The organism is Rhizobacter koreensis (genome assembly GCF_013366375.1).
Taxonomy (GTDB): domain Bacteria; phylum Pseudomonadota; class Gammaproteobacteria; order Burkholderiales; family Burkholderiaceae_C; genus Schlegelella_A; species Schlegelella_A koreensis.
In genome coordinates this window covers 146,050-168,945 of the sequence record NZ_JABWMJ010000004.1, presented here as the reverse complement: position 1 = coordinate 168,945, position 22,896 = coordinate 146,050, and the positions used below count along the sequence as shown (strand labels likewise).

Genomic DNA, 22,896 nt, shown 5'->3' with positions numbered 1-22,896 from the left:
GCGCTGCCGTGCAGCGCGCGACCGACGCTCAGGCCGCGCCCGTGGTCCGCGTCCTGCGCGGCGCCCTCGCCGCCGCCTTCCCGCCCGCCTCCTGCGGCGCCTTCTCGGCGGTCTTCTCCGCGGGGGTGGACGCCTTGGGTGCTGCGGCGCCGCGCGCCGCGCGCGGTGCAGCGTCTGCTCCCTCGCCGCCCACGCGCGAGAGGTAGGTGCGCTGCAGGCGCTTGAGGCTGGTCTCCATCTCCTCGACCGCGGCGTTGACGTCGCCGTCCTCGAGGTGCTTCATGAAGCGGCGCCGCGACGGCAGCACGAAGGTGTTGGGATACTCGCCGATGGTCTGCACGAAATGGTGCAGCACGTCGAGCACGCCGTTCATCACGATCACCATGATCGGGTTGCCGGCGATGCGCGCGAGGATGCGGTGGAACTCGAGGTGCTTCTCGGCGCGCAGCGGGAAGTCGCCGCGCGAATGCGCCTCGGCGGCCTCGTCGATGTTGCGATGCAGGTCGGCGATGTCGTCGGCGCTCGCGCGCACGCACGCCTCGCGCACGATGATCGACTCGAGCCAGATGCGCGCCTGCGTCAGCTCGGCGGGCTGGATCGAGCCCACGTGGTAGAGGTCGAGCAGCCCGGTGACGATGGCGTCGCCGCTGCGCTCGCTGATGAACGCGCCGCCGCTGGCGCCCTTCTGCAGCCGGATCAGCCCGGCGTGCTCGAGCGAGCGGAGCGCCTCGCGCAGCGTGTTGCGCGACACCCCGAACTGCTCGGAAAGGGCGCGCTCCGACGGCAGGCGGCTGCCGATCTTCAGTCGCCCGGCGATCAGCTCGCTGCGGATCTGCGCCGCGATCTCCTCGAAGGCACGGGCCGAGCGGATCGCCTTGAAGGTCGCGGGCGGCTGCGGCAGGTCGGCGTCGGCGGGGTCGGTCTTGGAGCTGGGCAAAGGGAAACCTCGGTCATGGGTCGCGTCGCACACGGCAGGCACGCGCACGCGGCGGGATCATACGGCGCGAGGTCGGCGCGGCGCCCCCGTCGGCGGCTGGAGCTGGCTCACCGGTACTACCATTGCCTCGTCTCTTCTTTGCATTGCAAGGCCAAGACACCGATGCTCGCTCCCCACGCCCACCAGCACGCCACGCCATGAGCGCCAGCACCGTCCCGCCGCCGGTGACGCCGCGTGCCGCGTCGACCACCCTCGTCGTGCGTGATGGCGACGGCGGGCTCGAGGTGCTGATGCTGCGCCGCTCGCTGCAGGCGAGCTTCATGCCCGGCGCCTACGTGTTCCCGGGTGGCGCGGTCGACGCGAGCGATGCCGACACGGCGTGCGCGACGCTCTGCGACGAGCCTGCGGCGAGCATCGCCGACCGCATCGGCGCCGTCACCGAGGTCGGCGAACACGCGCTCGGGCATGCCGTGGCCGCGCTGCGCGAATGCTTCGAGGAGTGCGGGCTGTGGCTGGGTGCAGCCCAGGCACCGGACGCCGCCGTGCTCGCGAGGATGCGGCGCCGCCTTCACGCGGGCGAGGCGTTCGCAGTGCTGGCGGCCGAGATCGGCCTGCCGCTCGCGACCCGCGCGCTGCAGCCTTGGAGCCACTGGGTCACGCCGGTCGGCATGCCCAAGCGCTTCGACACCCTGTTCTTCGTTGCCGCTGCGCCCCACGGCCAGGTGCCGGAGGTCGACGCCGGCGAAACCACCACGCTGGCCTGGGTGCGCCCGGGCCCGGCCCTCGCGGCACATGCGGCCGGCGCGTTCCCGATGGAGTTCGCGACGCGCACCACCGTCCGCTCGCTGTTGCGGTTCGAAGCGCGTGGGGCGGCCGCGCTGCTCGCGCACGCGGCGGCGCAGCGCCATCTGCCGCCGCTGCATCCGCGTCTCGCGCGCGATGCCGAGGGGCGCATCGCCGGCGTGCTGCTGCCGGGCGAGGCGGGCTACGACCAGGCTGCCTAGCGGTCGGCTCGGCTGACGACCCAGAGCACTGGCCCGGGCCCGCTCCTTCGGGTAATCGTGGGCTCGAGCTTCCGGGCCCCGGACACGTCCGGACCGAGAGCGCGAGGTGTCACGCCTCGCCTGCTCGTACCCCGAGATCCGATCGGTTTGCAGCTGATGGTGCGAATGGTATAACCTTTCGAGCTCCGACCCCCGCCTGCCGCCTCGCGTTCACCTCCCGATGTCCTCTTCGAGCCACCGCACCCTCGCCGACCTGCTGTCGCCGGGCGCGGGCTTGGTCATCCCGGGCGCGGCCAACGCGCTCGCCGCACGCATGGTCGAGGACGCGGGCTTTCCGGTCGTCTATCTCACCGGCGCCGGCATCGCCAATTCGTGGCTCGGCGCGCCCGACATGGGTCTGACCACCGCAACGGAGGTCGCAGCCCACATCGCCGCGTGCCGCGAGGCGGTCACGATCCCGATCGTCGCCGACGGCGACACCGGCTTCGGCAATGCGATGAACCTCGTCCGCACGGTGCGCCTCTTCGAGCGCGCCGGCGCCGACGCGATCCAGCTCGAGGACCAGGTGTTCCCCAAGCGCTGCGGGCACTTCGACGGCAAGGCGGTGATCCCCGCCGCCGCGATGGTGCAGAAGATCAAGGCGGCTGTCGACGCGCGCGCCGATGCGCGCCTGCTCGTGATCGCGCGCACCGACGCGCGTGCGGTCGAGGGCTTCGATGCGGCGATCGACCGCGCCGCTGCCTACCGCGAAGCCGGCGCCGACGTGCTCTTCGTCGAGGCCCCGGCCTCTGAAGCCGAGCTGCGCGCGATCCCCGAGCGCCTGCCCGGCCCGCACCTCTGCAACGTGGTGCACGGCGGCAAGACGCCGATGCTGCCGCGCGCGGTGCTCGCCGGCATCGGCTACGCCGGCATCCTGTACGCCAACGCGGCGCTGCAGGCCGCGATGCTCGCGATGCAGAAGACGCTCGCCCACCTCGCACGCGAAGGCTCGCTCGCCGGCATCGAGGACACGCTGATCGGCTTTCCCGAGCGCCAGGCCGCCGTCGACATGGCGCGTTGGTCCGGTATCGAACGGCGCTACGCCGAGCCCTGACGCCGATCGTCGAAACCGCGATGCCCCGGATGCCTGTTGACGCCGCCGACGATGCCGTGCTCTCGCTCGGCGCCGAGCGCGACTGCGCGATGCGCGGCCACGACCATCGGGCCTTCGGCAAGCCGACCGGCGAAGCCCTCCATACCCACGCCGCGCCGTGGGCGTCGTGCGGCCGGGCCCGGACACCATGACTGCACCGCAAGGGCCGCTCGCCGGCATCCGCGTGATCGAGATGGCCGGGCTCGGCCCGGCGCCGTTCTGCGGCATGCTGCTCGCCGACATGGGCGCCGAGGTGATCCGCGTCGATCGCATCGGCGACGCCGACCTCGGCCTCAAGCGCGACCCGCGCTTCGACATCGTGAGCCGCGGCAAGCGCTCGGCCGCGATCGACGTGAAATCGGCCGCCGGACGCGACGCGGTGCTGCGCCTCGTCGCGCGCGCCGACGTGCTGATCGAGGGCTTTCGCCCCGGCGTGATGGAGCGCCTCGGCCTCGGCCCCGACACCTGCCTCGCCGTCAACCCGCGGCTCGTCTTCGGGCGCATCACGGGCTGGGGCCAGGACGGCCCGCTCGCGCACGCCGCCGGGCACGACCTCAACTACATCGCGCTCGTCGGCGCACTCGATGCGATCGGCGATGCCGCCGACCGGCCGCCGGTGGCGCCGCTCAACCTCGTCGGCGACTTCGGCGGCGGCTCGATGTACCTTGCGTTCGGCATCGCGAGCGCACTCGTCGAGCGCGCGAGCTCGGGGCGCGGGCAGGTCATCGACGCTGCCATCGTCGATGGCGTCACCCACCTGCTGGCCGGCGTGCACGGGCAGGTCGCCGGCGGCAGCTGGCAAGCCGAGCGCGGCGAGCACGTGCTCGGCGGCGCGGCACCGTGGAACACGGTCTACGCGACGGCGGACGGCCGCTACGTGAGCATCTGCGCGATCGAGCAGCGCTTCTACGCCGAGCTGCTGCGCCGGCTCGGCCTCGACCCGACGACCTTGCCGGACCGCATGGACCGCGCGCAATGGCCGGCCCTGCGCGAGCGCTTCGCGGCGATCTTCGCGAGCCGCACCCAGGCCGAATGGCGCGAGCGACTCGAGGGCAGCGACGCCTGCTTCGCGCCGGTGCTCGGCGTGCGTGAGGTCGCCGGGCACCCGCACGTGCAGGCGCGCGGTCTGCTGCAGGCGGTCGGCGGCATCCCGCAGCCGGCGGTCGCGCCGCGTCTCGATCGCACCCCCGGCGCCATCCACGGCGAGTGCATCGCTCGGCCGGGCCAGCACACCGACGCGGTGCTGGCCGACTGGGGCTTCGACGCCGAGGAAATCGCTGCCCTGCGCGCCGGCGGCGTCGCGGCCTGATCCCGCGACGCCGAGGTCGATCGCCCGATCGTCCGGCGCGTGTCGGCTCAAGCGGGCAGCGCCAGCACCGCCTTGCCGACCTGGCGCCGCTCCTCGAGCGCGGCGTGCGCGGCCTCGACGTCGTCGAGCCCGTAGCGGCCGTTGACGTCGACCGCGAGACGACCGTCGAGCAGGCCCTCGAACACCGCGGCCGCGCGGCGCCGCGTCGCTGCCGCATCAGGCAGATGGTCGGCGAGGCGCGGCCGCGTGAGGAACAGCGAGCCGGCCTCGCCGAGCTCGAGCGGATCGAGGTCGCGAACCGCGCCCGACACGGCGCCGTAGTTGACCACCAGCCCGCGCAGCCGCGTCGCGGCGAAGCTCTGGCGCAGCGTGTCGCGCCCGATCGCGTCGAACACGACGTCGACGCCGGTGCCGCCCGTGAGCGCGCGCGCGGCGTCGGCGAAACCCTGGTACGCCAGCACCGCGTCGGCGCCGCGGCCGCGAGCGACTGCGGCCTTCTCGGGCGTGCTGGTGGTCGCGAGCACCGTCGCGCCGAGCGCCTTCGCGAACTGCACCAGCAACTGTCCGATCACGCCCGACGCGGCATGGACGAGACAGGTGTGGCCCGGCCGCAGCGCGGCGACGTCGTGCGCAAGGTAGTGCGCGGTGCAGCCGGGAAACATCGCCGCCGCGGCCCGCTCGAGCGGCAGCGCGTCGGGAACCCGGGCGAGGCGCGCCGCCGGCACCGCCGCGTACTCGGCATAGCTGCCCCACGACAGGCACCACGCGACGCGGTCGCCGGGCTGCACGTCGGCGACGCCCGCGCCGAGCGCGACGACCTCGCCGGCGCCTTCCATGCCGAGCGTGCACGGCAGGCGAACCGGGTACGTGCGCGAACGCTCGTACTTGCCCTGGCGCGTGTGCACGTCCATGAAGTTGATGCCGGCGTAGCGCACCCGCACCAGCACCTCGCCGACGCCGGGGCGCGGCACGTCGACCTCGCGCCGCAGCAGCACCTCGGGGCCGCCATGGCGTTCGATGCGAATGCTTTTCACGACGGGCGCGGTTCGATGGAGTCGGCGATGTTAGCCGACAATGGTCTTACCAATGCATGGTCCACAGGCGCGTCGACGCGTCCTTCGCGACGCGATGTCACCCGGATCGCTGGGGCGCGCCGCGGGAACGGCGGCGTCACCGGAGGGCAGCGAATCACAGCGCGCGCCCGAGGTTGGCGAACCCCAACATCACGAACATGGCGAACAGGCCCCGCTGGAACGTCGCTGCGCCGATGCGGTTGCGCACGCGGGTGCCGAGCGCCATGCCGACGAACGCAGAAAGCAGCGCGACGATCGCCTCGCCCGTGAGCTGGATCGGGTGCGCGCCGCCCTGCAGGCGCAGCGCGAGCGCGAGCGTCGCGACCGTGAACGAGAGCCCGAGCGCCTGCACCAGCTCGTCCCGGCCGAGTCGCAGCGACTGCAGGTACGGCACGAACGGGATCACGAACACCGCAGTGGTGCCGGTCACCACGCCCGTGACGAGGCCGACCGCGATGCCGAGCCAGCGCGAGCGTCGCGACAGATCCGGCAAGCCGGGCCGCCACAAGCCCCACGCGCCGTAGGCGACGAGCACCGCGCCGAGCGCCGCGTGCGCGGGGCTCGCACCCGAGCCTGACGCCGGCAGTTCGGGCACCCACAGTGTGGCGAGTACCAGAGCTCCCCATGCCGGCCAGAGCCGGCGCACCAGAGGCCGCAGCGCCGGGCCGAGGCTCTGCCCGACGTTCGTCGCGAGCGACGGCAGCACCAGCAGCGCGGCTGCCGCTGCGGGCGGCATCCAGAGACCGAGCAGGCTCACCGCAACGGTCGGCAGGCCCATGCCGGTAATCCCCTTCACGGTTCCGGCGAGCACGAACACGGCAGCGATGGCAAGCAGCGACGACGACATCATTCGGCGATGCTGAAGACGAACCGTCGCCGCGTCCGTTTGGATCTGCAGCGCCTATCCTTCGGCAAACACGAAGATTCGGCATGAGCCAGACCCTGCGCGACGCGGCCTACCGGGTCGCACCGTTCGACCTGCGGCTGTTCGCCGCGGTCATCGCGCGCGGCAGCATCACCGCGGCGGCGGCCGCGATGCACCTGTCGCTCGCTGCCGCGAGCGCTCGCCTCAAGGGCCTGGAAGCAAGCGTCGGCACGCAGCTTCTCGAGCGCTCGAAGGCGGGCGCGACGCCCACACCCGCGGGCCGCGCTCTGGCCCGGCACGCCGAGCGCGTGCTGGTCGAACTCGAGGCGCTGCACGTCGAGATGGCGCGCTTCGCCAAGGGCCTGCGCGGCACCCTCCGCGTGCTCGGCAACACCGCTGCGATGACCGGCGAGCTGCCGCCCCGCCTGGGCCGCTTCCTGGTCGCCCACCCCGACATCGACGTCGCGCTGCACGAGGCGTCGAGCGACGCCATCGTCGACGCGCTGCGCGGCGGGCGCGCCGAGCTCGGCATCGTTGCGGACTACGTCGACACCGCAGGGCTCGCGACCCTGCCGTGGATGCGCGACCGCCTGGTCGCGCTCGTGCCGGCCCGCCACCCGGCGGCGCGCCGCCGCACGATCACGCATGCCGGACTGCTGGCGCACTCGCTGGTCGGGCTGACGCCGGAGAGCGGCCTCAGCCGCTTTCTGTCGCGCGAGGCCGAGCGCGTCGGGCGCGCGCCGCAGCATCGCGTGCGGGTCGGCGGCCTCGACGCCGCGGCGCAGCTCGTCGCCGCCGGCGTCGGCGTCGCGGTGATGCCGCAGCGTTGCGCCGAGCGCTGGGCCGACGAGAGGGTGCGCATCGTCGCCCTCGCCGACGCCTGGGCCGACCGGCAGCTGCTGCTCTGCCTCGGCGACGAGGCTGCCCGCGCACCGGGGGTCGAGGCACTGGTCGAGGCGCTCTGCGCAGGGTGACGAGAAACGACGCCGCGGCGCGAGCGCCCGAGCGCGGCAGGTACGGCGGTTGCCCCGGCAACCGCATGAACACACCCCTCCCTTCGCACCGCGCCGTCGCGCTCAGCGCCGCGGCCCTCGTGGCCGCGCTCTGCGGCTCGCCCGCCCAGGCCCAGCGCGACAGCGCATCGGCACCCGCGCTCACGCTGGTCGCGTCGTTCGACCACCAGGTCACCGGCGTCACCGTCGCCGAGGACGGCCGCGTCTTCGTCAACTTTCCGCGCTGGACCGAGGACGCGCCGGTCTCGGTCGCCGAGCTGAAGAACGGCCGCCTCGTGCCCTACCCCGATGGCAACTGGAACGCCTGGCGCAACGCTCGCAAGGACGAGCTCTCGGCGGCCGACCACTGGGTCTGCGTGCAGAGCGTCGTCGCCGACGGCCGCGGCAGCCTGTGGGTGCTCGACCCCGCGGCGCCGGCGATGGACAAGGTCGTGCCGGGCGGCCCCAAGCTCGTGCAGATCGACCTCGCGACCAATCGCGTGCGCCGCACCATCGCGTTCGACGACCGCGTCGCGCCGCAGGGCTCGTATTTGAACGACGTGCGCTTCTCGCCGGACGGCGCCGCTGCGTACATCACCGACTCGGGCGCTCGCGGCGCGATCGTCGTCGTCGACCTTGCGAGCGGCAACGCGCGTCGCGTGCTCGACGGTCACCCGTCGACGCAGCCCGAGAAGGACGTCGTCGTCACCTATGGCGGCAAGCCCCTGCGCCGGCCGGACGGCCGCGGCGTCGAATTCGCGGCGGACGGCATCGCGCTGTCGCCCGACGGCCGCACGCTGTACTGGCAGGCGATCAAGGGCAAGACGCTCTACAGCGTTCCGACCGAGGCCCTCGCCGCCGGCGACCCGGCCGACAAGGTGGTTCGCGTCGGCGACAACGGCCCGGCCGACGGCCTGTGGATCGGCCGCAAGGACGGCCGCATGTTCATCACCGCGCCCGAAGACGACGCCGTGAAGGTGCGCGACCTCGCGGCGCCGGGCTCGACGCCGCAGGTGCTGCTGCGCGACAAGCGCCTGCGCTGGCCCGACACCTTTGCCGAAGGGCCGGACGGGCGCATCTACGTGACGACCTCGCGAATCCAGGACTCGGCGTACTACAAGCCCTCGGCGCCGGCGGCATTGCCGACGCAGCTTTGGAGCTTCGCGCCGCGCCGTCCGTAGCAGCGCCGCGCGTCGACGCGCGCGCGTCGAGACGGCCTTTACTTGAGCGCGTTGACGACGGCGTCGAAGAACGCCGCATTCGAGATCACCGCCGCGCCCGACGGCTTCGACTGCGCGCCCCAGGTCACGATCACGACCTTCTGCGGCCGGTCGATGTAGATGTTCTGGCCGAAGATGCCGGTCGCGTAGAACGCCTTGTCGGCCATCGACTGCGGCGTCGTCGACACCCACCACATGTAGCCGTAGTTCTGGAAGTTGCCGGTGGTCAGCTGCTTGGGCGTGGTCGCCTCGTCGACCCAGCCGGCCGGCAGGATCGACTGGCCGTTGATCACGCCGTCGTTGGCGATGAAGAGACCGAAGCGGCCATAGTCGCGCAGCGTGGCGCTGATGCCGCTGCCGCCGATCTCGTTGCCGTCGGGCGAGTCGAGCCACCAGTTGGCGTCGGCCTCCATGCCGAACTTCGACCAGATCTTCTCCGAGAGATAGTCCGCCAGGTGCTTCTTGGTCGCACCGATCACGACCTCGCCCATCACCTGCGTCTCGCCGGTGCTGTAGTTGTTCACCGAACCCGGCGGCGCGATGCGCGGCAGCTTGGCCATCAGCGCCATCGCCGAGCCGGGCTTCTGCGCGATCTGCGCCTCGAGGAGCTGGCGCCGGTCGGACGTGGGGTCGGTGTAGGTCTCGTTCCACTTGACGCCCGACGCCATCATCATGATGTTGCGGACCGTGGTGTCCTCGTACGCGCTGCCGATCAGCGCCGGCACGTACTTCGTCGTCTTGTCCGCCAGGTTGAGCTGACCGTCCTTGATGGCGGCGGCGGCCAGCGTGGTGGTGATCGACTTGGCGACCGACATCGACATCCAGCGCGTCTTCTCGGTGTTGCCGTACTGGTAGGTCTCGTTGACGATTTGCCCGTTCTTCAAAATCAGCAGAGCCGAGATGCGGTTCTGCGACAGGTAGTCGTACATGTCGTAGTTGCGCCCGCCCGCCGTGAACTTGACGTCGGTCAGCTGAGTCGCCGCGCGCGGCAGCGGATACGGGCTCGAGCTCGCCTTGATGGTGCGTGTCGGGAACAGGCGGTCGATGTTGCGGAACGTGTTGACCGAGAGGTCGGGCGTCAGCGCGCCGTCGTACACCTGTCGCACGTTGCCGATCGGCTCGTCCGCATGCGGGTAGCGGTCGGAGTCGTCATCGCCGCCACCGCCACAACCGGCGAGCAAGAGGGTGCTGCAGGCGAGTGCGCCGACGACCGGGGCGATGCGCGTGGGGAAGCGGGAACGGGAAATCGACGCAAGCTTCAATTCTGTCTCCGATGTTGTTTCGTTCATGCTGCGCGGACGGGCGCGCCGGCCGAGTCTACGCGTGGTCCGACCTTTGCGCGCGAGGGCGCCGCGGCCGGGCGGTAGGCGCTGCGGCCGCCGGTTCGACCATTGCGCGAGCGCGCCGGCGGGCCGCGAGACTGTTGGCCATGACTCCCGGTTCAGCGCGGCGAACGGCACGTCCTGACATGCGGTTGCCGATCCCGCAGCGCCGATACAAGCCAACCTTAGCGCCAAGGGTTGTCTCGGTGTGCCCGGCGCGTAGCGAGGCGAAAGCTTGCGCTTGCGGCCCTGCCGCACGGCCGACAACAAGCACCCGAGGAGACTCCATGACGACTCCGTTCCGCCCCTCGACGGCAACGTCCCCGCGCGCGCTGCGCTGGCTGCGCGGTGCCTGCATCGCACTGGGCAGCGCGGTCGCGCTTGCCGCCACGTCGTCCGCGTTCGTCGAGACGTTGAACGTGGCCGAACTCATCCAGCAGGCCCTCAACGCCAAGCTGAACCGCACCCGCTCCAACCTGCCCGACTACAAGGTCGACGCCGACTGGCCCAGGCAGCTGCCCAACAACTGGATCATGGGTCAGGTGGGCGGCATCGCGGTCGATCGCTACGACCGCATCTGGGTGCTGCAGCGCCCGCGCAGCCTGACGGTCGACGAGGCCGGCGCCGCGCAGGTGCCGCCGCGCTCGGAGTGCTGCTTCCCGGCGCCGCCGGTGCTGGTGTTCGACAGCGACGGGAACCTCATCAACGCGTGGGGCGGCGCCGCACCCGGCTACGACTGGCCGCAGACCGAGCACGGCATCTGGGTCGACAACGAGAACAACGTCTGGATCGGCGGCAACGCCGCGACCGACCGCCAGGTGCTCAAGTTCACGTCGAGCGGCCGCTTCCTGATGCAGATCGGCCACCCGTCGACCGACCCGATCGACAGCACGCGCACCGACATCCTGGGACAGGTGGCGCAGATCCACGTCGACGACCGCGCCAACGAGGTCTACCTGGCCGACGGCTACGGCAACCACCGCGTGATCGTCTACGACTCGCGCACCGGGGCCTTCAAGCGCATGTGGGGCGCTTACGGCCGGCCGCCGACCGACTTGGCACTCGGCGCCTACGACCCGTCGCAGCCGGTGGCGACTCAGTTCAGGAACCCGGTGCACTGCGTGAAGATCGCCGACGACGGGCTCGTCTACGTCTGCGACCGCGTCAACAACCGCATCCAGGTGTTCACCAAGGCGGGCCAGTTCGTGCGCGAGTTCTTCGTCGCGCCACAGACGCGCGGCAACGGGGCGGTATGGGACGTCGAGTTTTCCAACGACCGCAACCAGCGCTACCTGCTCGTGATCGACGGCGAGAACAACGTGGTGTGGACGCTCGACCGCAGCAACGGAGCGGTGCTCGACAAGCAGTTCCATGCCGGTCGCAACGCCGGCCAGTTCCACTGGGTGCACCAGGCGGCGACCGACTCCAAGGGCGCGCTCTATACGGGCGAGGTCGACACCGCCAAGCGCGTGCAGCGCTTCGTGCTCGACAGGCGCTGAGCGCAACGGGAGCGCCGGCCGTGTGCCGGCGAAGCCTTTCGGGCACGTGGCCGGCGAGCCGGTTGCGAGCGATGCGACCGACCTGCCGTACCGGCGCTCACGAAGGCGCCGCTTGCGGCGTGCCCTGCGGTTGACGTCTTCGGCGCCACCCTCAGGCCGCGAGCCGCTCGCACGCCATCGCGAGGTTGGCGCGCGCCTGCCGCTCGAGCAGGCTCCAGGCGACGTCGGTGCGGAAGATCCGCGGCTCGGCCAGCAGATGCTGCAGGACGGCGACGCGCTGCAGCCGGTACGCCGCCCTGCCGAGCCACGGCCGCTCGCGCCGCAACTCGAGTTCGCGCGCGGCGAAACGCTGCGCAGGGCTGCCGAGGTGCGCAAGCGCGATGTCGGCAATGAGGTCGGCGTCCGGATGGAGCACCTGCCGCGAACCGCCGGCTGCCAGCACGAGGTCGTGGATGCGCTGGGTTCGCTCGAAGCTCGTCGGGGTGGCGGCGAGTGCACGCGCGGCCCAGGTCGCGTTGCGCGACGCGTTGTCGCCGCTCCGCGGGCTGCAGACGGCGCCGCTGAACCACAGCGCGAGCCCTACCTCGTCCGCGCGCTGGCAGTGCTCGACCCACGCGCTCCACAGGCTCAGGCACTCGCGCAGGTGCCGCATGCCGTGGCAGTGGCGATGCGGCTGCGCCCACGCGTCGAGCAGATCCGCCTTGATCGCGACCGGGGGCTGCTGACCGCTCATGCCCCAGATCGTCTCCCAGCTCGCCTCGGCCTCGGCGTCGGAGAGCAGCGGCATCACCCAGGCCTGCGCGCCCGGACGCTCGTCGAGCCCTCGCGTCGCGAGGGAGGGCCTGGCCGTTCTCCTCAGCGGCACCGGAGCGTGATGTGTCATGGTCGTCTCCTCCCGGCTGCCGCAGGAGCGGCATCGGGTGCGGAGTGTTCGCGATCGCGGCGAATCGCGAATCCCCTGTCGGCGGGATGCGCCGCCTCAGGCCGGCGCGGCAGGCGGACCGGCCCAGCGCTCCAGCGCCGCCCGCAGCACCTCCAACGACAGCGGCTTGGTCAGGAAATCGTCCATGCCGCTCGCGATGCAGCGCTCGCGGCTCGCGACGAGCGCATCGGCCGTGAGGGCGACGATCACGGTGCGTGGCTTGCCGGCGGCTTCCGCGCGGCGGATGCGCTCGGTCGCGTCGTAGCCGTCGGTCACGGGCATGTGGCAGTCCATCAGCACGAGGTCGTAGCGCTGCGACGCCACGGCATCGCATGCCGCATCGCCATCGGACACGACGTCGACACGGCAGCCGAGCTTGCGCAGCATTCCGGTCACGACGAGCTGGTTCACGGGCTCGTCTTCGGCCAGCAGCACGAGCGCGCCGACCAGCGACACGGGCGGGGTGGACACGGCGACGTGCGCGTCGGCCGGCGCGACGGTCTTGGCGAGTCCCAGCTCGAACGCGAGAACCGAGCCGTGGCCCGGCTCGCTCGTGGCATCGATGCGCCCGCCCATCATCTCGACGAGCTGGCGCACGATCGCGAGGCCCAGGCCGCTGCCGCCATACTGGCGCGACGTCGACGCGTCGGCCTGCGTGAAGGCATCGAACACCGAGTCGAGGTGCTCGCGCGTCATGCCGATGCCGGTGTCGCGAACCTCGAAGCGCAGCCGGGCCGCCGCCGGCGCATCGTCGACCACCGTCACGCGCAGCTCGACCTCACCCCGTTCGGTGAACTTCACCGCGTTGTGCAGCAGGTTGACCAGCACCTGGCGCAACCGCACCGGATCGGCCGCGAGCGTCGCCGGCAGCGCCGCGTCGAGATCGCAGCGCAACTGCACCGGCTTGCCGTCGGCGGTCGCGGCGATCACCTCCACGGCCTCGCGGGCGAGCTCGCGCACGTCGACGGCCGTGACGTTCAGCACCAGCTTGCCCGCCTCGATGCGCGACAGGTCGAGCACGTCGTCGATGAGGCCCAGCAGCAAGGTCGCCGACCGATGCCCGGCATCGGCATAGCGGCGCTGCAGCGGCGACAGCGGCGTCTCGAGCAGCAGCCGGGTGGTGCCGAGCACGCCGTTGAGCGGCGTCCGGATCTCGTGGCTCATGGTCGCGAGGAACTGCGACTTGGCGATGCTCGCCTGCTCGGCGGCCCGTCGCGCGTGCTCGAGCTCGACCGCCTGCGCCTCCAGCGCCCGCGTCTCCTGCTCGAGCCGGTTGACGAGTTCGCGCGCCGTGCGCACCGCCTGCCGGGTACGGTCGCGCAGGCGCTCGCTGACCGACGCCGTCGCGGCGAGGTAGAGGCCGAGCACGTACATGGTGGCCGCTGCCGCAGCGTGGCCGAGCATCGCCGCGGGGCCGCGTTCGTCGGTCGTGTAGCCGGCGTAGCCCAGGTACACGAGCGGCAGCAGGTGCGCGAAATGCAGCGCGCGCCGGAACCCGAAGCCGGCCTGGTCGGCGACTCGGATGAGGATGAAGAAGGCCACGTAGGGGTTGCCGTGCCCGAGGTGGTGCAGCGTCGGCAGCCAGACCAGCACGTCCAGGTGCAGGAACAGCAGGCCGACGTCGAAGCGGCCGGTGCGGCCGTAGGCCAGCAGCACGAGCCACCAGCTGATCGACGCGTACGCCACGTTCAGCAGGACGAGCCTGCGCAGTTCGTCCGACGCGAACGCGTCCGGCCCGCGCAGGTCGTGCACGACGAGCAGCACGCACAGCACGGCGAAGCCGATCGCGCGAAACGCGGGGATCTGCACGGCGTGGACGCGCCACGCGCTGACGATGCGCCGCTCGCTCAGCACCGTCTCGTCGAGGGTGAAGCCAGCGTCGCGGCCCTGTGCGGTCGGGGAGATCGCCACGTGCGTGCAGCCCGCGGTCGGGCGTTGCCCGGGACGCCAATCTACCGCAGCGCGGCGCGACCGATGACCCGGCGTTCTCCCGAAGCCGCGCGTCGCGCCGCGCGCGAGCACTGCGCAGGGCTCGGGTGGCCCGGCCCGTCAGGTCGCGGGTCACCGCAAGGGGAGCGCGCTTGCCGAGCTCGGCATCGCTCCTCTCGATGGCGGACGACGCAGGGCCACGCCCGCGGCGCGACCGACGAGAATCGACAGCTCACCCGATTTCACCGACCGACGCAGGTTCGGGCTGTCGTCATGCGCATGCTCTCCTTCTTCGCCGCGCCGGGGTTCTGGTCGCGCGTATCGGGCCGCGCGGCTCCGGTCGCGTTCGCCAGCGATCCGGATCGCATCAAGGATCTGCTCGCCGGGCTCCGCCTGGTGCGCGAGCTCGACCCCTAGGAGTCGGGAACCCGATGGTTCCTGTACGAAGACCCTCAGGACGGCTCCACGTGGGAGTACCGCGTCGAGGCGTTCGGCGTGATGCCCGACAAGGAAACGCTGATTCGCGGGACGCCGACCTTCGCGTCGGTACTCGACTGCATCTGCGCGTCCCGCCACGACGACGAGGTCGTGGTTGCAGTCAGCTACCTGAACGATCCGCGCGGCTTCGAAGTCTTCCTGGCGCGGCTCGAGAGCCTGGCAGACTCGGCGACCGACCGACGTAGCATGCGCAACATCGCACTGGCGCTCGCATGCTCCCCGGTTTCGGTGCCTTACAACTACCGCGGTTACGAAGGCAAGTCCATGGCGCAGATCGAAGCCGACTACGCCTACTTCGTCGCGCTGGCAAGGCGTGCCGCCACGCTGAAGGCGCGGGCCGAAGCATCGATCGGCGAGACGATCGACGCGCCGGCCGACCCCCGCTGGTAACGGCACGTCGGCGCAGCCGCGAAACCATTGCGCCCCGCGCCGTGGCAGCGAACGCACGAGCGGTCTCATGGTCCGACCATTGATATGATGCCGCGATGCAGCAAGCGCCCTCGGCCGGCTGGGCGGGCCGATGGTTTCCCGCTCTCACGGAAGCCGCCGTCGGCCGCTACCTGATCGGCCAGCTGGTGTCGGTCAACGGGACCTGGGTGATCGACATCACGATCAACCTGCTGGTGTGGCGCCTCACCGCCTCGCCCGCTCTGCTCGGCGCGGTGAACTTCCTGCTGTTCGGGCCGATGGTCGTGGTGGCGCCGCTCGCCGGATTGCGGCTGCGCTCGGACAACGCGCGGCGCGCGACGCTGTCCATCCTGGCGGTCTCCCTCGCGATCGCCCTGGCGCTCGCCGCCCTCGCGGCGACCCACGCACTCGGCACTGCGGCGATCGCCGTGCTCGCCCTGCTGCGTGGCATCTGCAGCGGGCTCGAGCTGCCGGCGCGCCAGGTGCTGCTCGCCGCCTCGGTGGTGAACCCGGCGCTCATCGGCAACGCGGTCGCGATGAACACGGTCGTGTTCAATGTCGGTCGCATGCTCGGGCCGGCGATCGCCGCCGCGCTGTTCGCGGCGCTCGACGCGACCTGGGGCTTCGCCATCGGCGCCGCGACGCTGGTGGTGATGATCCTGTGCGTCGCGAGCATGCCGCTGCCGCCGATCGGCACGTCGAGCGGCGCCGGCGCGGCACGCGGACCCGGCCTGCGCCACGCGGTCCGGTACGTGCGCGCCGACCGGATCGCATCGCTCTTCATGCCGACCTGCGCGCTGGTGGGCCTGTTCGCCGGCAGCCTGCAGACGATCGTCCCGGCGCTTGCCGACCGCTTCGGGGGCGCCGCGGCGTGGGCGGGCTGGCTGTTCGGCGCCTCCGGCTTCGGTTCGCTCTGCGCGGGCATCCTGCTCTCGACGAGCTTGATGCCCGTTGCGCTGTCGCGCCTTCAGATCAGCATGCCGTGGGTCGTCGCTGCCGCGCTGATCGGCGTCGGCTTCGCGCCGCTGCCGGTGGTCGCGATGCTCTGGTTCTTCGCGATGGGCTTCGCGTTCACGTTCTGCGCCGCCGGCTTCAACAGCGGCCTGCAGCAGCGCGCGCCGGCCGAGCTGCGGGGGCCGCTGATCGGCCTCTACAGCATGTGCTTCATGGGCTCGCTGCCGCTCGGCCACCTGCTCGCCGGCATCCTGGCGCAGCGCCTCGGCGTACGCGTCACCCTGCTGATCCTGGGGGCGCTGATGGCCGCCGGCGCGGCGGCGGTGTTCGTGCCGCGCTGGGTTTCGCTGCGCCGGGTCGAACTGAACAGCGAGCGAATCTGACGCGTCGACCGCGCCGGCGCCCAGGTATAATGGTTGGACCTTTCGATCGCGAGGCGCCCATGTCCGACACCTCCACCGCCCGGCCGCGTCCGCTCGCCGGAGTCCGCGTGCTCGACTTCACGATCATGATGGCCGGCCCCTACGCGACGCGCTACCTCGCCGACCTGGGCGCGGAGGTGATCAAGGTCGAGGCGAGCGAAGGCGACTACATCCGCAGCCGGGCGCCGCTGCGCGACGGCCACAGCGCCTACTTCAGCCACCTCAACGCCGGCAAGCAGAGCATCGTGCTCGACCTCAAGAACCCCGTGGCGCTGCAGGCGGTCAAGGCACTCGTGGCCGAATGCGACGTGGTGGTCGAGAACTTCCGTCCCGGCGTGATGAAGCGCCTGGGGCTCGACTACGAGACGCTGGCCGCGATCAACCCGCGCCTCGTGATGTGCTCGATCTCCGGATTCGGTCAGACCGGACCGGCCGCGCTGCGCCCGGCGTACGCGCAGATCGTGCAGGCCGGCTCGGGCTACGAGCTCGCGTTCGCGCGCTACCAGGGCGAGACGGCGCAGCCCGCCAACACCGCCATCTTCATCGCCGACGTGCTCGGCGGCACCTACGCGTTCGCCGGCATCCTGGCGGCGCTGAACCAGCGCCACCTCACCGGGCGCGGCCAGCACGTCGACACGACACTGATCGAGGGCATGCTGAACCTGATGCCGTACGAGGTGCAGGAGGCGCAGTTCCCCGAGCCCAAGCGACGCCCGGTCTACCCGCCCTTCCCCACGCGCGACGGCTGGCTGATGGTCGCCGCGGTGTCGCCGCGCAACTTCGAGGGCCTCCTCGACGCGATCGGCGTCGATGGTTGGCGGGCCGATCCGACCATGATGAACGACGCCGCGCGACAGAAGAACTGGAGTGCGGTCATGGACCGCGTGCGTGCCTGGACCGCCGAGCGTGACACCGCCGAGTGCGAGCGCATCATCGGCGGCGCCGGCGTTCCGGTCACGCCGTACCTCACGGTGCGCGAGGCGCTCGACGAGGCGCAGCTGGTGCATCGCGAAAGCCTGGCACGCACACGCGACGGTGCCGGCGAGCTCCTGGTCCCCAATCTGCCCTTCAAGCTCTCGGACGGCGAGGTTCGCGTCGGCGCACGCACGCCCGAACTCGGCGCCGACACCGACGCGGTGCTCGCGCGCGTGCTCGGCTGGAGCGAAGCGCAGATCGCCGCGGTCAAGGCGCCGGCCGCCGACGCCTGAGGCGATGGTCACGCCCGCGCGGCTCGAAGGTCGCGTCGCCGCGGTGACCGGCGCGGCGCGCGGCATCGGGCGTGCGATCGCGGAGCGACTCGCCGCCGACGGCGCGCGCGTCGCCTGCATCGATATCAGCGCGGCGCGCATCGAGCAGGCAGTCGCCGAGATGCAGGCCCGCGGCGCCGACGTGCGCGCGTACGCGCTCGATGTCGCGGAGCGCAACGCCGTGCATGCCGCGTTCGCGCGCATCGAAGCCGACTTCGCGAGCCCGCTCGCCATCCTCGTCAACAACGCGGCGTGGATCCGCTACCAGGCACCGTCCGCGATCGACGCCGAGACGCTCGACCGCATGCTCGGCGTCGGGGTGAAAGGGCTGATCTGGACGCTGCAGGCCGCGCAAGACCCGCTGCAACGCAGCGGCCACGGCTCGGTGATCAACATCTGCTCGACCGCTGCCCTGCGCGCGACGCCCGACTCGCTCGCCTACTGCGCGGTCAAAGGTGCGGTGGCCGGACTCACGCGTGCGGCGGCGGTCGATTTCGGCCGGCTCGGCATTCGCGTCAACGCCATCGCGCCGGCGTTCGTCGCCACCGCGGCGGCGCTCGCCAACTTTGACGAGGCCGGCATCGCTCAGCGCCGGCGCAGCACGCCGCTCGGGCGCTTGGCGGACGCGAGCGAGATCGCGTCGGTCGCCGCTTTCCTGGCGTCGGACGACAGCAGCTTCATCAACGGCGAGCTGGTCGTCGTCGACGGAGGACGCACTCACGCGGCGCTCTGAGCGCCGCTGCGCGATCGAGGCTCAGCGGCGCCGGGCGGTGCCGCGCGTGCTCTTCGCGCCGGCGGCGGCCTTCTTCGCGCTGGACCGACCTTTGGCGGCCACCTTGGCGCCCGCACCTGGAGCTGCCCTGCGCGCCGGGGCGGCCGCGCCCTTGCGCGCAGCGGTCGAACCGTTCGCCGCGCCCTTGCGGACGGCGCCCGTCGCACCGGTTGCCGACTTGCGCGACGCGGTTTCCGAGGCGCCGGCGGTCTTGCGGCTGGCGACCGAGGACCCGTTACCGGACGTCTTGCGGGACGCGCCCGTCCCGTTGCCGGCGCCCTTGCGGGCAGCGCTCGCAGGCGAAGCCGCCGGTCGGCGCGGCGCCGGACCCGAACCGGCAGCCGCGTTGCGTGGCGCAGCCGACGCCCCGCGGCCGGCACCCGCCGCGCGCGCCGACGTCTTGCCCACGGGGGCCTGCGCGTTGGCCGAGCGCCGTGCGCGCAGCGCACGGCTGCGCTGAGAGGCTGCATCGAACAGATGACCATGCAGCGCCTTCAGGTGGCGCGACATCAGTGCGGCGGCGGCGTCGGCATCGCGTCGGCGCAGGCATTCGACGATCTGACGCTGCACCTTGACCGTGTCTTCCTTCGGCACCGCGCTGTCGCGCGCGATCACCTGCAGCACGATGTCGGTGAGGGCGTCGACCATGATCACCATCACCTCGTTCTGCGTCGCCTGCGCGAGCACACGGTAGAAGCTGACCAGCTGCACGCGCCGCTCGTCCCAACGCTTCTCGCGGGTGAGCCGCTCGGTGCGGGCGATGCTCTCCTCCAGCGCGTCGAAGTCGGCGTCGCTGCCGCGCTCGCACGCCAGCCGGATCACGGCATCCTGGATGATCACGCGGCTCTCGGTGAGGTTCTCGAGCGAGATGCGGCCCAGGTGGACCATGTCGCCGAACGAGCGCGTGACGACCGCCGGGTCGCCTTCGCGGATGAACGCCCCGCCCTTGACGCCCTTGCGCAGCTCGATCACGCCGGCGATCTCGAGGCTGCGCAGCGCTTCGCGCACCGCGGTGCGCGAGCTGCCGAACTGCACCGCGAGCTCGCGCTCGGCCGGCAGCTTGTCGCCCGGTTTCAGGCGGCCCATCGAGAGCTGGCTCCGCACCTGCTCGCAGATCGCCTCGAAGATGCGCGGCGTGCGCACCGATGCCTCGTCGGAGAGCGACCGGGCGTCGGTGCGCGCGGGTGCCGTGCTGTCGTTCATGCTGTGCTTCCGGAACCGTCGTGGGGCCGATTATCTTCGGCGGCTGCCCGCCCGGGCTTCTCGTTGCCCCCTGTGTCGCGCGGCCGACACGAGGGCCGTCGATCACGCGTAGACGAAGCCGTCGAACAGGCGCCGCGTGGTGCGAAAGAACGATCCGCTCTCGGCGAACCAGCCGCTGCCGTCGCGGCGCACGCGGGCATCGACCGTCAGCACGCCCGACGGCATCGCGAGGCGCAGCGGCCCCTCGCGCCCGGGACGGGCGAGACGGGCCGGGATGCTGCCGTCGATCAGCGTCGCGACCGCCGTGCAGAGCGCGCCGGTGAGCGGCACCGCGCGGTGCGGCTGCCCGTTCGAAAGCATGCGGATCACGAGGTCGGCGGCGTCCGCCGGGATGCCTTCGCCAGCGAGCGTGATCGTCGCGCGCGGCGCGGCGACGAACGCGATCAGCGGCAGCATGCGCACGCCCGCAGCGGCATCGAGCGACGGCGCGATGCCCATGGCGACCGACGCGTGGCGGCGGATCTGCTCGAGGCGCTGCATCAGGCCGGCGTCGGCGTCGATCTCGTCGGGCAGCTCGCCGCCGCCGAGGCCGAGCGCTGCGGCGTCGACGAACACGCAGGCGTTGGCGGCGTCGACCATCGACGCATCGATCGCGCCGATGCCTGCGACGTCGAGCCGGTCGCACGCGCGGCCGGTCGGCAGCAGGCGCCCGGTCGACGCGCCGCCCGGCTCGAGGAAGTCGAGGCGCACCGGCGCAGCGCGGCCGTGCACGCCGGGAATCTCGAGCTCGCCCGTTTCCACGCTGCGGCCGCCCGCGACCGCAAAGCGCGACTCGATGATCTTGCCGGTGTTGGTGTTGTGGATGCGGACCAGCGCCTCGTCGCCGCGCGGTGCCGAGACCAGGCCTTCGTCGACCGCGAACGGCCCCATGGCCGACGACATGTTCCCGCAGTTGCCGCGGTACTCGCACCGCGCTTCCTTCACCTGCACCTGCACGAACGTGTAGTCGATGTCCGCGCCGGGCCTGGTCGGCGCGTCGACGATGCAGACCTTCGAGAGCGACGACACGCCGCCGCCCATGCCGTTCAGTTGCCGGCCGTAGCGGTCGGGCGACCCCATCGCGGCAAGGAAGATCGCGTCCCACTCGCCGCGATCGGCCGGCAGATCGCGCCGATGGAAGACGAGGCCCTTGCTGGTGCCGCCGCGGATGAACGCGGCCGGAATGCGTCGCGCCATCGGATCGGGCGCCTCAGTACGCGCGCGGGGAGACGGCGGCGTTCTCGCGCACGTCGACGCTCATCTCGCCGACGCCGTCGATCGCGATGCGCAGCGTGTCGCCCGGCGCGAACGGACCGACGCCTTCGGGCGTGCCGGTCGCGATCACGTCGCCCGGCCGGATCGGCAGTACCGAGGAGATCAGTTCGATCAGCTCGGCGATCCCGACGATCATCTCGCTGGTGTCGGCCTGCTGGCGCAGCTCGCCGTTGACCCAGAGGCGATTGGAGAGCGCCTGCGGCTCGGGGACCTCGTCGGCGGTGACGAGCCACGGCCCGAGCGGCGTGAAGCCGGCGAACGACTTGCGCATCGAGCGCTCCTCCTCGGCGACGCCGGGCTCGATGCGCATGGTCGCGTCGATGAGGCACGCGTAGCCGAACACGTGCGCCATCGCGTCGGCCCGCGGGATGTCGCGGCCGCCCTTGCCGACGACCACCGCGAGCTCGGATTCGTGGTCGAAGCGGCGGGTCGAGCCTTTGGGCAGACCGATCGTGCCGCGGTGGCCGACCAGCGACCCCGGCGCCTTCAGGAAGAAGCCCTGCTCGCGCGCGCTGCGGCCCTGCTTGGTGACGACACGGCTGCCGAGCTCGCCGATGTGCTTGCGGTAATTGGCGGGCGCCGCGAACACGTGCGGCGGCGCCGGGTTCGCGGGCAGCAGGCGCACGCGATCGAGCGGCCGCGCGGCTGCGCGGGAAGCTTCCTCCTGCAGGCGCGGCGCGACCTCGTCCCAGTTCTCGATCAGCCAGTTCACGCGCTGCTGCGGCATCAGATCGAGAGCGGCGGGCAGCGCCGCAGTCGTGTCGCGCACCACGTCGCCGTCGACGAGGCCGATGCGGTGGTCGTCGAAGCTCGCGATCTTCATGCGGCAGCCGTTTCTTCGCGGTAGTACCCGAGCGCCTTCAGCACCGGTGTGTCGTTGACCTGGAACAGAGTCGCCTCCCCGCTGCCGGCATTGCGGTGCGCGTGCCAGGCCCACGGCGCGACGGTGAAGAAGTCGCCCGTGCTCCAGTCGAAGCGCTGCTCGCCGACCGTGGTGTTGCCTTCGCCGCGCACCACGTAATAGAGCTTGCTGCCGGTGTGACGGCGCGCCCGGCCCTCGAAGCCCGGGCGCAGGCGCTGCAGCAGCATCGACAGCGTGCGCATCGCGGGCCCGCCGTCGGCCGGGTTGCGGTATTCCAGGACGACGTCGTCGAACGGGTCGGGGACGAGCCCGGCCGCCGCGTTCAGCGCCGCCTCCGCCATCTGCCGCGTGTACGCGAGCAGCGGGTTGCTGCCGGGCGGCACGTCGACGTTCGGGGGGCGCATCAGCCCGCTGCCGAACTGGCGCAGCGTGCGGTCGGGGATGGCGTCGACCGGCTGGACACTGCCGGCGTAGCCCTCGAAAAAGGTCGCCTGCAGCATGCGCATCAGCGAGATGTCGAGCACGTCGAGCCAGATCATCGGCTCGCTGCCCTTGTGGACGTGGTCGTGCCAGGTGCCGGCCGGCGTGAGCACGAGGTCGCCCTCGTGCATGGGGTAGCACTCGCCGTCGACGGTGGTCCAGGCGCCGTCGCCCTGCATCACGAAGCGGAACGCGTTGGCCGAGTGGCGGTGCGCGGTCGCGACCTCGCCGGGCAAGATGACCTGGATCGACGCCCAGAACGTGTTCGTGGTGCCGTACGGGAGCCCGGGGTTGTGCAGGCGCAGCGTGCGGCGCGGCCCGCCGGCGCCGAGGTCGACCTCGCGGCCGAGGCGCTCGAGCAGCGGCATCAGGTCGCGGCCGCGCCAGTGCAGCGACTGCACGTCGGGCTTGGGCTCGCGGGTGAAGAGCGGGGGGTCGTCCGGCTGCGCGACCCGGCAGTTGAAGCGCGCGAGGTCGGCCTTGAGCGCGCGGCGCGCGTCGGCGTCGGTCAGCGACGAGGTGTCGGCCATGT

Annotated in this window: 22 protein-coding genes; 11 read left to right on the top strand and 11 right to left on the bottom strand. The window is 72.0% G+C overall.

The window, feature by feature from the left end:
- Positions 1-28: 28 nt before the first annotated feature.
- Positions 29-937 carry a FadR/GntR family transcriptional regulator gene (locus HQN59_RS10135; RefSeq protein ID WP_246294827.1) on the bottom strand — a complete coding sequence of 303 codons (909 nt, stop codon included), beginning with the start codon at positions 935-937 and terminating at the stop codon, positions 29-31.
- 197 nt (positions 938-1,134) lie between these two features.
- Between HQN59_RS10135 and HQN59_RS10130 the strand changes: the two genes are divergently transcribed.
- Both HQN59_RS10130 and HQN59_RS10125 read left to right on the top strand, forming a co-directional pair.
- On the top strand, positions 1,135-1,941 hold the full coding sequence (locus HQN59_RS10130; RefSeq protein ID WP_176068800.1) for an NUDIX hydrolase: 807 nt from the start codon (positions 1,135-1,137) through the stop codon (positions 1,939-1,941).
- A 220-nt stretch (positions 1,942-2,161) separates the two neighbouring features.
- On the top strand, positions 2,162-3,034 hold the full coding sequence (locus HQN59_RS10125) for an isocitrate lyase/PEP mutase family protein (protein ID WP_176068798.1): 873 nt from the start codon (positions 2,162-2,164) through the stop codon (positions 3,032-3,034).
- On the opposite strand, the gene HQN59_RS10120 is transcribed toward HQN59_RS10125, so the two are convergent.
- On the bottom strand, positions 3,019-3,177 hold the full coding sequence (locus HQN59_RS10120) for a hypothetical protein (protein WP_176068796.1): 159 nt from the start codon (positions 3,175-3,177) through the stop codon (positions 3,019-3,021). The genes HQN59_RS10125 and HQN59_RS10120 overlap by 16 nt on opposite strands.
- A gap of 44 nt (positions 3,178-3,221) precedes the next feature.
- Between HQN59_RS10120 and HQN59_RS10115 the strand changes: the two genes are divergently transcribed.
- Entirely contained in the window at positions 3,222-4,382 is a 1,161-nt protein-coding gene (locus tag HQN59_RS10115) for a CaiB/BaiF CoA transferase family protein (RefSeq protein ID WP_176068794.1), read from the top strand.
- A gap of 47 nt (positions 4,383-4,429) precedes the next feature.
- On the opposite strand, the gene HQN59_RS10110 is transcribed toward HQN59_RS10115, so the two are convergent.
- A complete protein-coding gene (locus tag HQN59_RS10110) occupies positions 4,430-5,416 on the bottom strand; it encodes a zinc-binding dehydrogenase (protein WP_176068793.1) in 987 nt (328 codons plus the stop codon).
- 154 nt (positions 5,417-5,570) lie between these two features.
- On the bottom strand, positions 5,571-6,305 hold the full coding sequence (locus tag HQN59_RS10105; protein WP_176068791.1) for a sulfite exporter TauE/SafE family protein: 735 nt from the start codon (positions 6,303-6,305) through the stop codon (positions 5,571-5,573).
- Positions 6,306-6,385: 80 nt separating this feature from the next.
- On the opposite strand from HQN59_RS10105, the gene HQN59_RS10100 reads away from it, so the two are divergent.
- On the top strand, positions 6,386-7,294 hold the full coding sequence (locus HQN59_RS10100; RefSeq protein ID WP_176068789.1) for a LysR family transcriptional regulator: 909 nt from the start codon (positions 6,386-6,388) through the stop codon (positions 7,292-7,294).
- 65 nt (positions 7,295-7,359) lie between these two features.
- Positions 7,360-8,493, top strand: coding sequence for an L-dopachrome tautomerase-related protein (locus tag HQN59_RS10095; RefSeq protein ID WP_176068787.1), 1,134 nt, complete (start codon positions 7,360-7,362; stop codon positions 8,491-8,493).
- A 38-nt stretch (positions 8,494-8,531) separates the two neighbouring features.
- Here the strand turns inward: HQN59_RS10095 and HQN59_RS10090 are convergent, their stop codons facing one another.
- Positions 8,532-9,794 (bottom strand): serine hydrolase domain-containing protein, encoded by a 1,263-nt coding sequence (locus HQN59_RS10090; protein WP_246294826.1) that lies wholly within the window; start codon positions 9,792-9,794, stop codon positions 8,532-8,534.
- A gap of 347 nt (positions 9,795-10,141) precedes the next feature.
- Between HQN59_RS10090 and HQN59_RS10085 the strand changes: the two genes are divergently transcribed.
- Positions 10,142-11,353: an NHL repeat-containing protein gene (locus HQN59_RS10085; RefSeq protein ID WP_176068783.1), complete on the top strand. Its 1,212-nt coding sequence runs from the start codon at positions 10,142-10,144 to the stop codon at positions 11,351-11,353.
- 151 nt (positions 11,354-11,504) lie between these two features.
- On the opposite strand, the gene HQN59_RS10080 is transcribed toward HQN59_RS10085, so the two are convergent.
- A complete protein-coding gene (locus tag HQN59_RS10080; protein WP_176068781.1) occupies positions 11,505-12,236 on the bottom strand; it encodes an HD domain-containing protein in 732 nt (243 codons plus the stop codon).
- A 96-nt stretch (positions 12,237-12,332) separates the two neighbouring features.
- Complete coding sequence (locus HQN59_RS26100; protein ID WP_176068779.1) at positions 12,333-14,186, bottom strand: ATP-binding protein; 1,854 nt, start codon at positions 14,184-14,186, stop codon at positions 12,333-12,335.
- A 291-nt stretch (positions 14,187-14,477) separates the two neighbouring features.
- Between HQN59_RS26100 and HQN59_RS10070 the strand changes: the two genes are divergently transcribed.
- From HQN59_RS10070 to HQN59_RS10050, 5 genes are all read left to right on the top strand, one after another.
- On the top strand, positions 14,478-14,621 hold the full coding sequence (locus tag HQN59_RS10070; protein ID WP_176068776.1) for a hypothetical protein: 144 nt from the start codon (positions 14,478-14,480) through the stop codon (positions 14,619-14,621).
- A gap of 81 nt (positions 14,622-14,702) precedes the next feature.
- The gene (locus HQN59_RS10065) at positions 14,703-15,092 is read left to right on the top strand and encodes a hypothetical protein (RefSeq protein WP_176068774.1); all 390 of its coding nucleotides are present in this window, start codon (positions 14,703-14,705) and stop codon (positions 15,090-15,092) included.
- A 95-nt stretch (positions 15,093-15,187) separates the two neighbouring features.
- Complete coding sequence (locus HQN59_RS10060) at positions 15,188-16,447, top strand: MFS transporter (RefSeq protein ID WP_176068772.1); 1,260 nt, start codon at positions 15,188-15,190, stop codon at positions 16,445-16,447.
- A 59-nt stretch (positions 16,448-16,506) separates the two neighbouring features.
- Positions 16,507-17,694 (top strand): CaiB/BaiF CoA transferase family protein, encoded by a 1,188-nt coding sequence (locus HQN59_RS10055; RefSeq protein ID WP_176068770.1) that lies wholly within the window; start codon positions 16,507-16,509, stop codon positions 17,692-17,694.
- Between the two features lie 4 nt (positions 17,695-17,698).
- The gene (locus HQN59_RS10050; protein ID WP_176068768.1) at positions 17,699-18,466 is read left to right on the top strand and encodes an SDR family NAD(P)-dependent oxidoreductase; all 768 of its coding nucleotides are present in this window, start codon (positions 17,699-17,701) and stop codon (positions 18,464-18,466) included.
- Between the two features lie 21 nt (positions 18,467-18,487).
- On the opposite strand, the gene HQN59_RS10045 is transcribed toward HQN59_RS10050, so the two are convergent.
- From HQN59_RS10045 to HQN59_RS10030, 4 genes are all read right to left on the bottom strand, one after another.
- Positions 18,488-19,708: a FadR/GntR family transcriptional regulator gene (locus HQN59_RS10045; RefSeq protein ID WP_176068766.1), complete on the bottom strand. Its 1,221-nt coding sequence runs from the start codon at positions 19,706-19,708 to the stop codon at positions 18,488-18,490.
- 102 nt (positions 19,709-19,810) lie between these two features.
- Positions 19,811-20,944, bottom strand: coding sequence for a 2-methylaconitate cis-trans isomerase PrpF family protein (locus tag HQN59_RS10040; RefSeq protein ID WP_176068764.1), 1,134 nt, complete (start codon positions 20,942-20,944; stop codon positions 19,811-19,813).
- 13 nt (positions 20,945-20,957) lie between these two features.
- Complete coding sequence (locus HQN59_RS10035) at positions 20,958-21,845, bottom strand: fumarylacetoacetate hydrolase family protein (RefSeq protein WP_176068762.1); 888 nt, start codon at positions 21,843-21,845, stop codon at positions 20,958-20,960.
- Positions 21,842-22,894: a cupin domain-containing protein gene (locus HQN59_RS10030; RefSeq protein WP_176068760.1), complete on the bottom strand. Its 1,053-nt coding sequence runs from the start codon at positions 22,892-22,894 to the stop codon at positions 21,842-21,844. The genes HQN59_RS10035 and HQN59_RS10030 overlap by 4 nt, the downstream gene beginning before the upstream one ends.
- Positions 22,895-22,896: the final 2 nt, after the last annotated feature.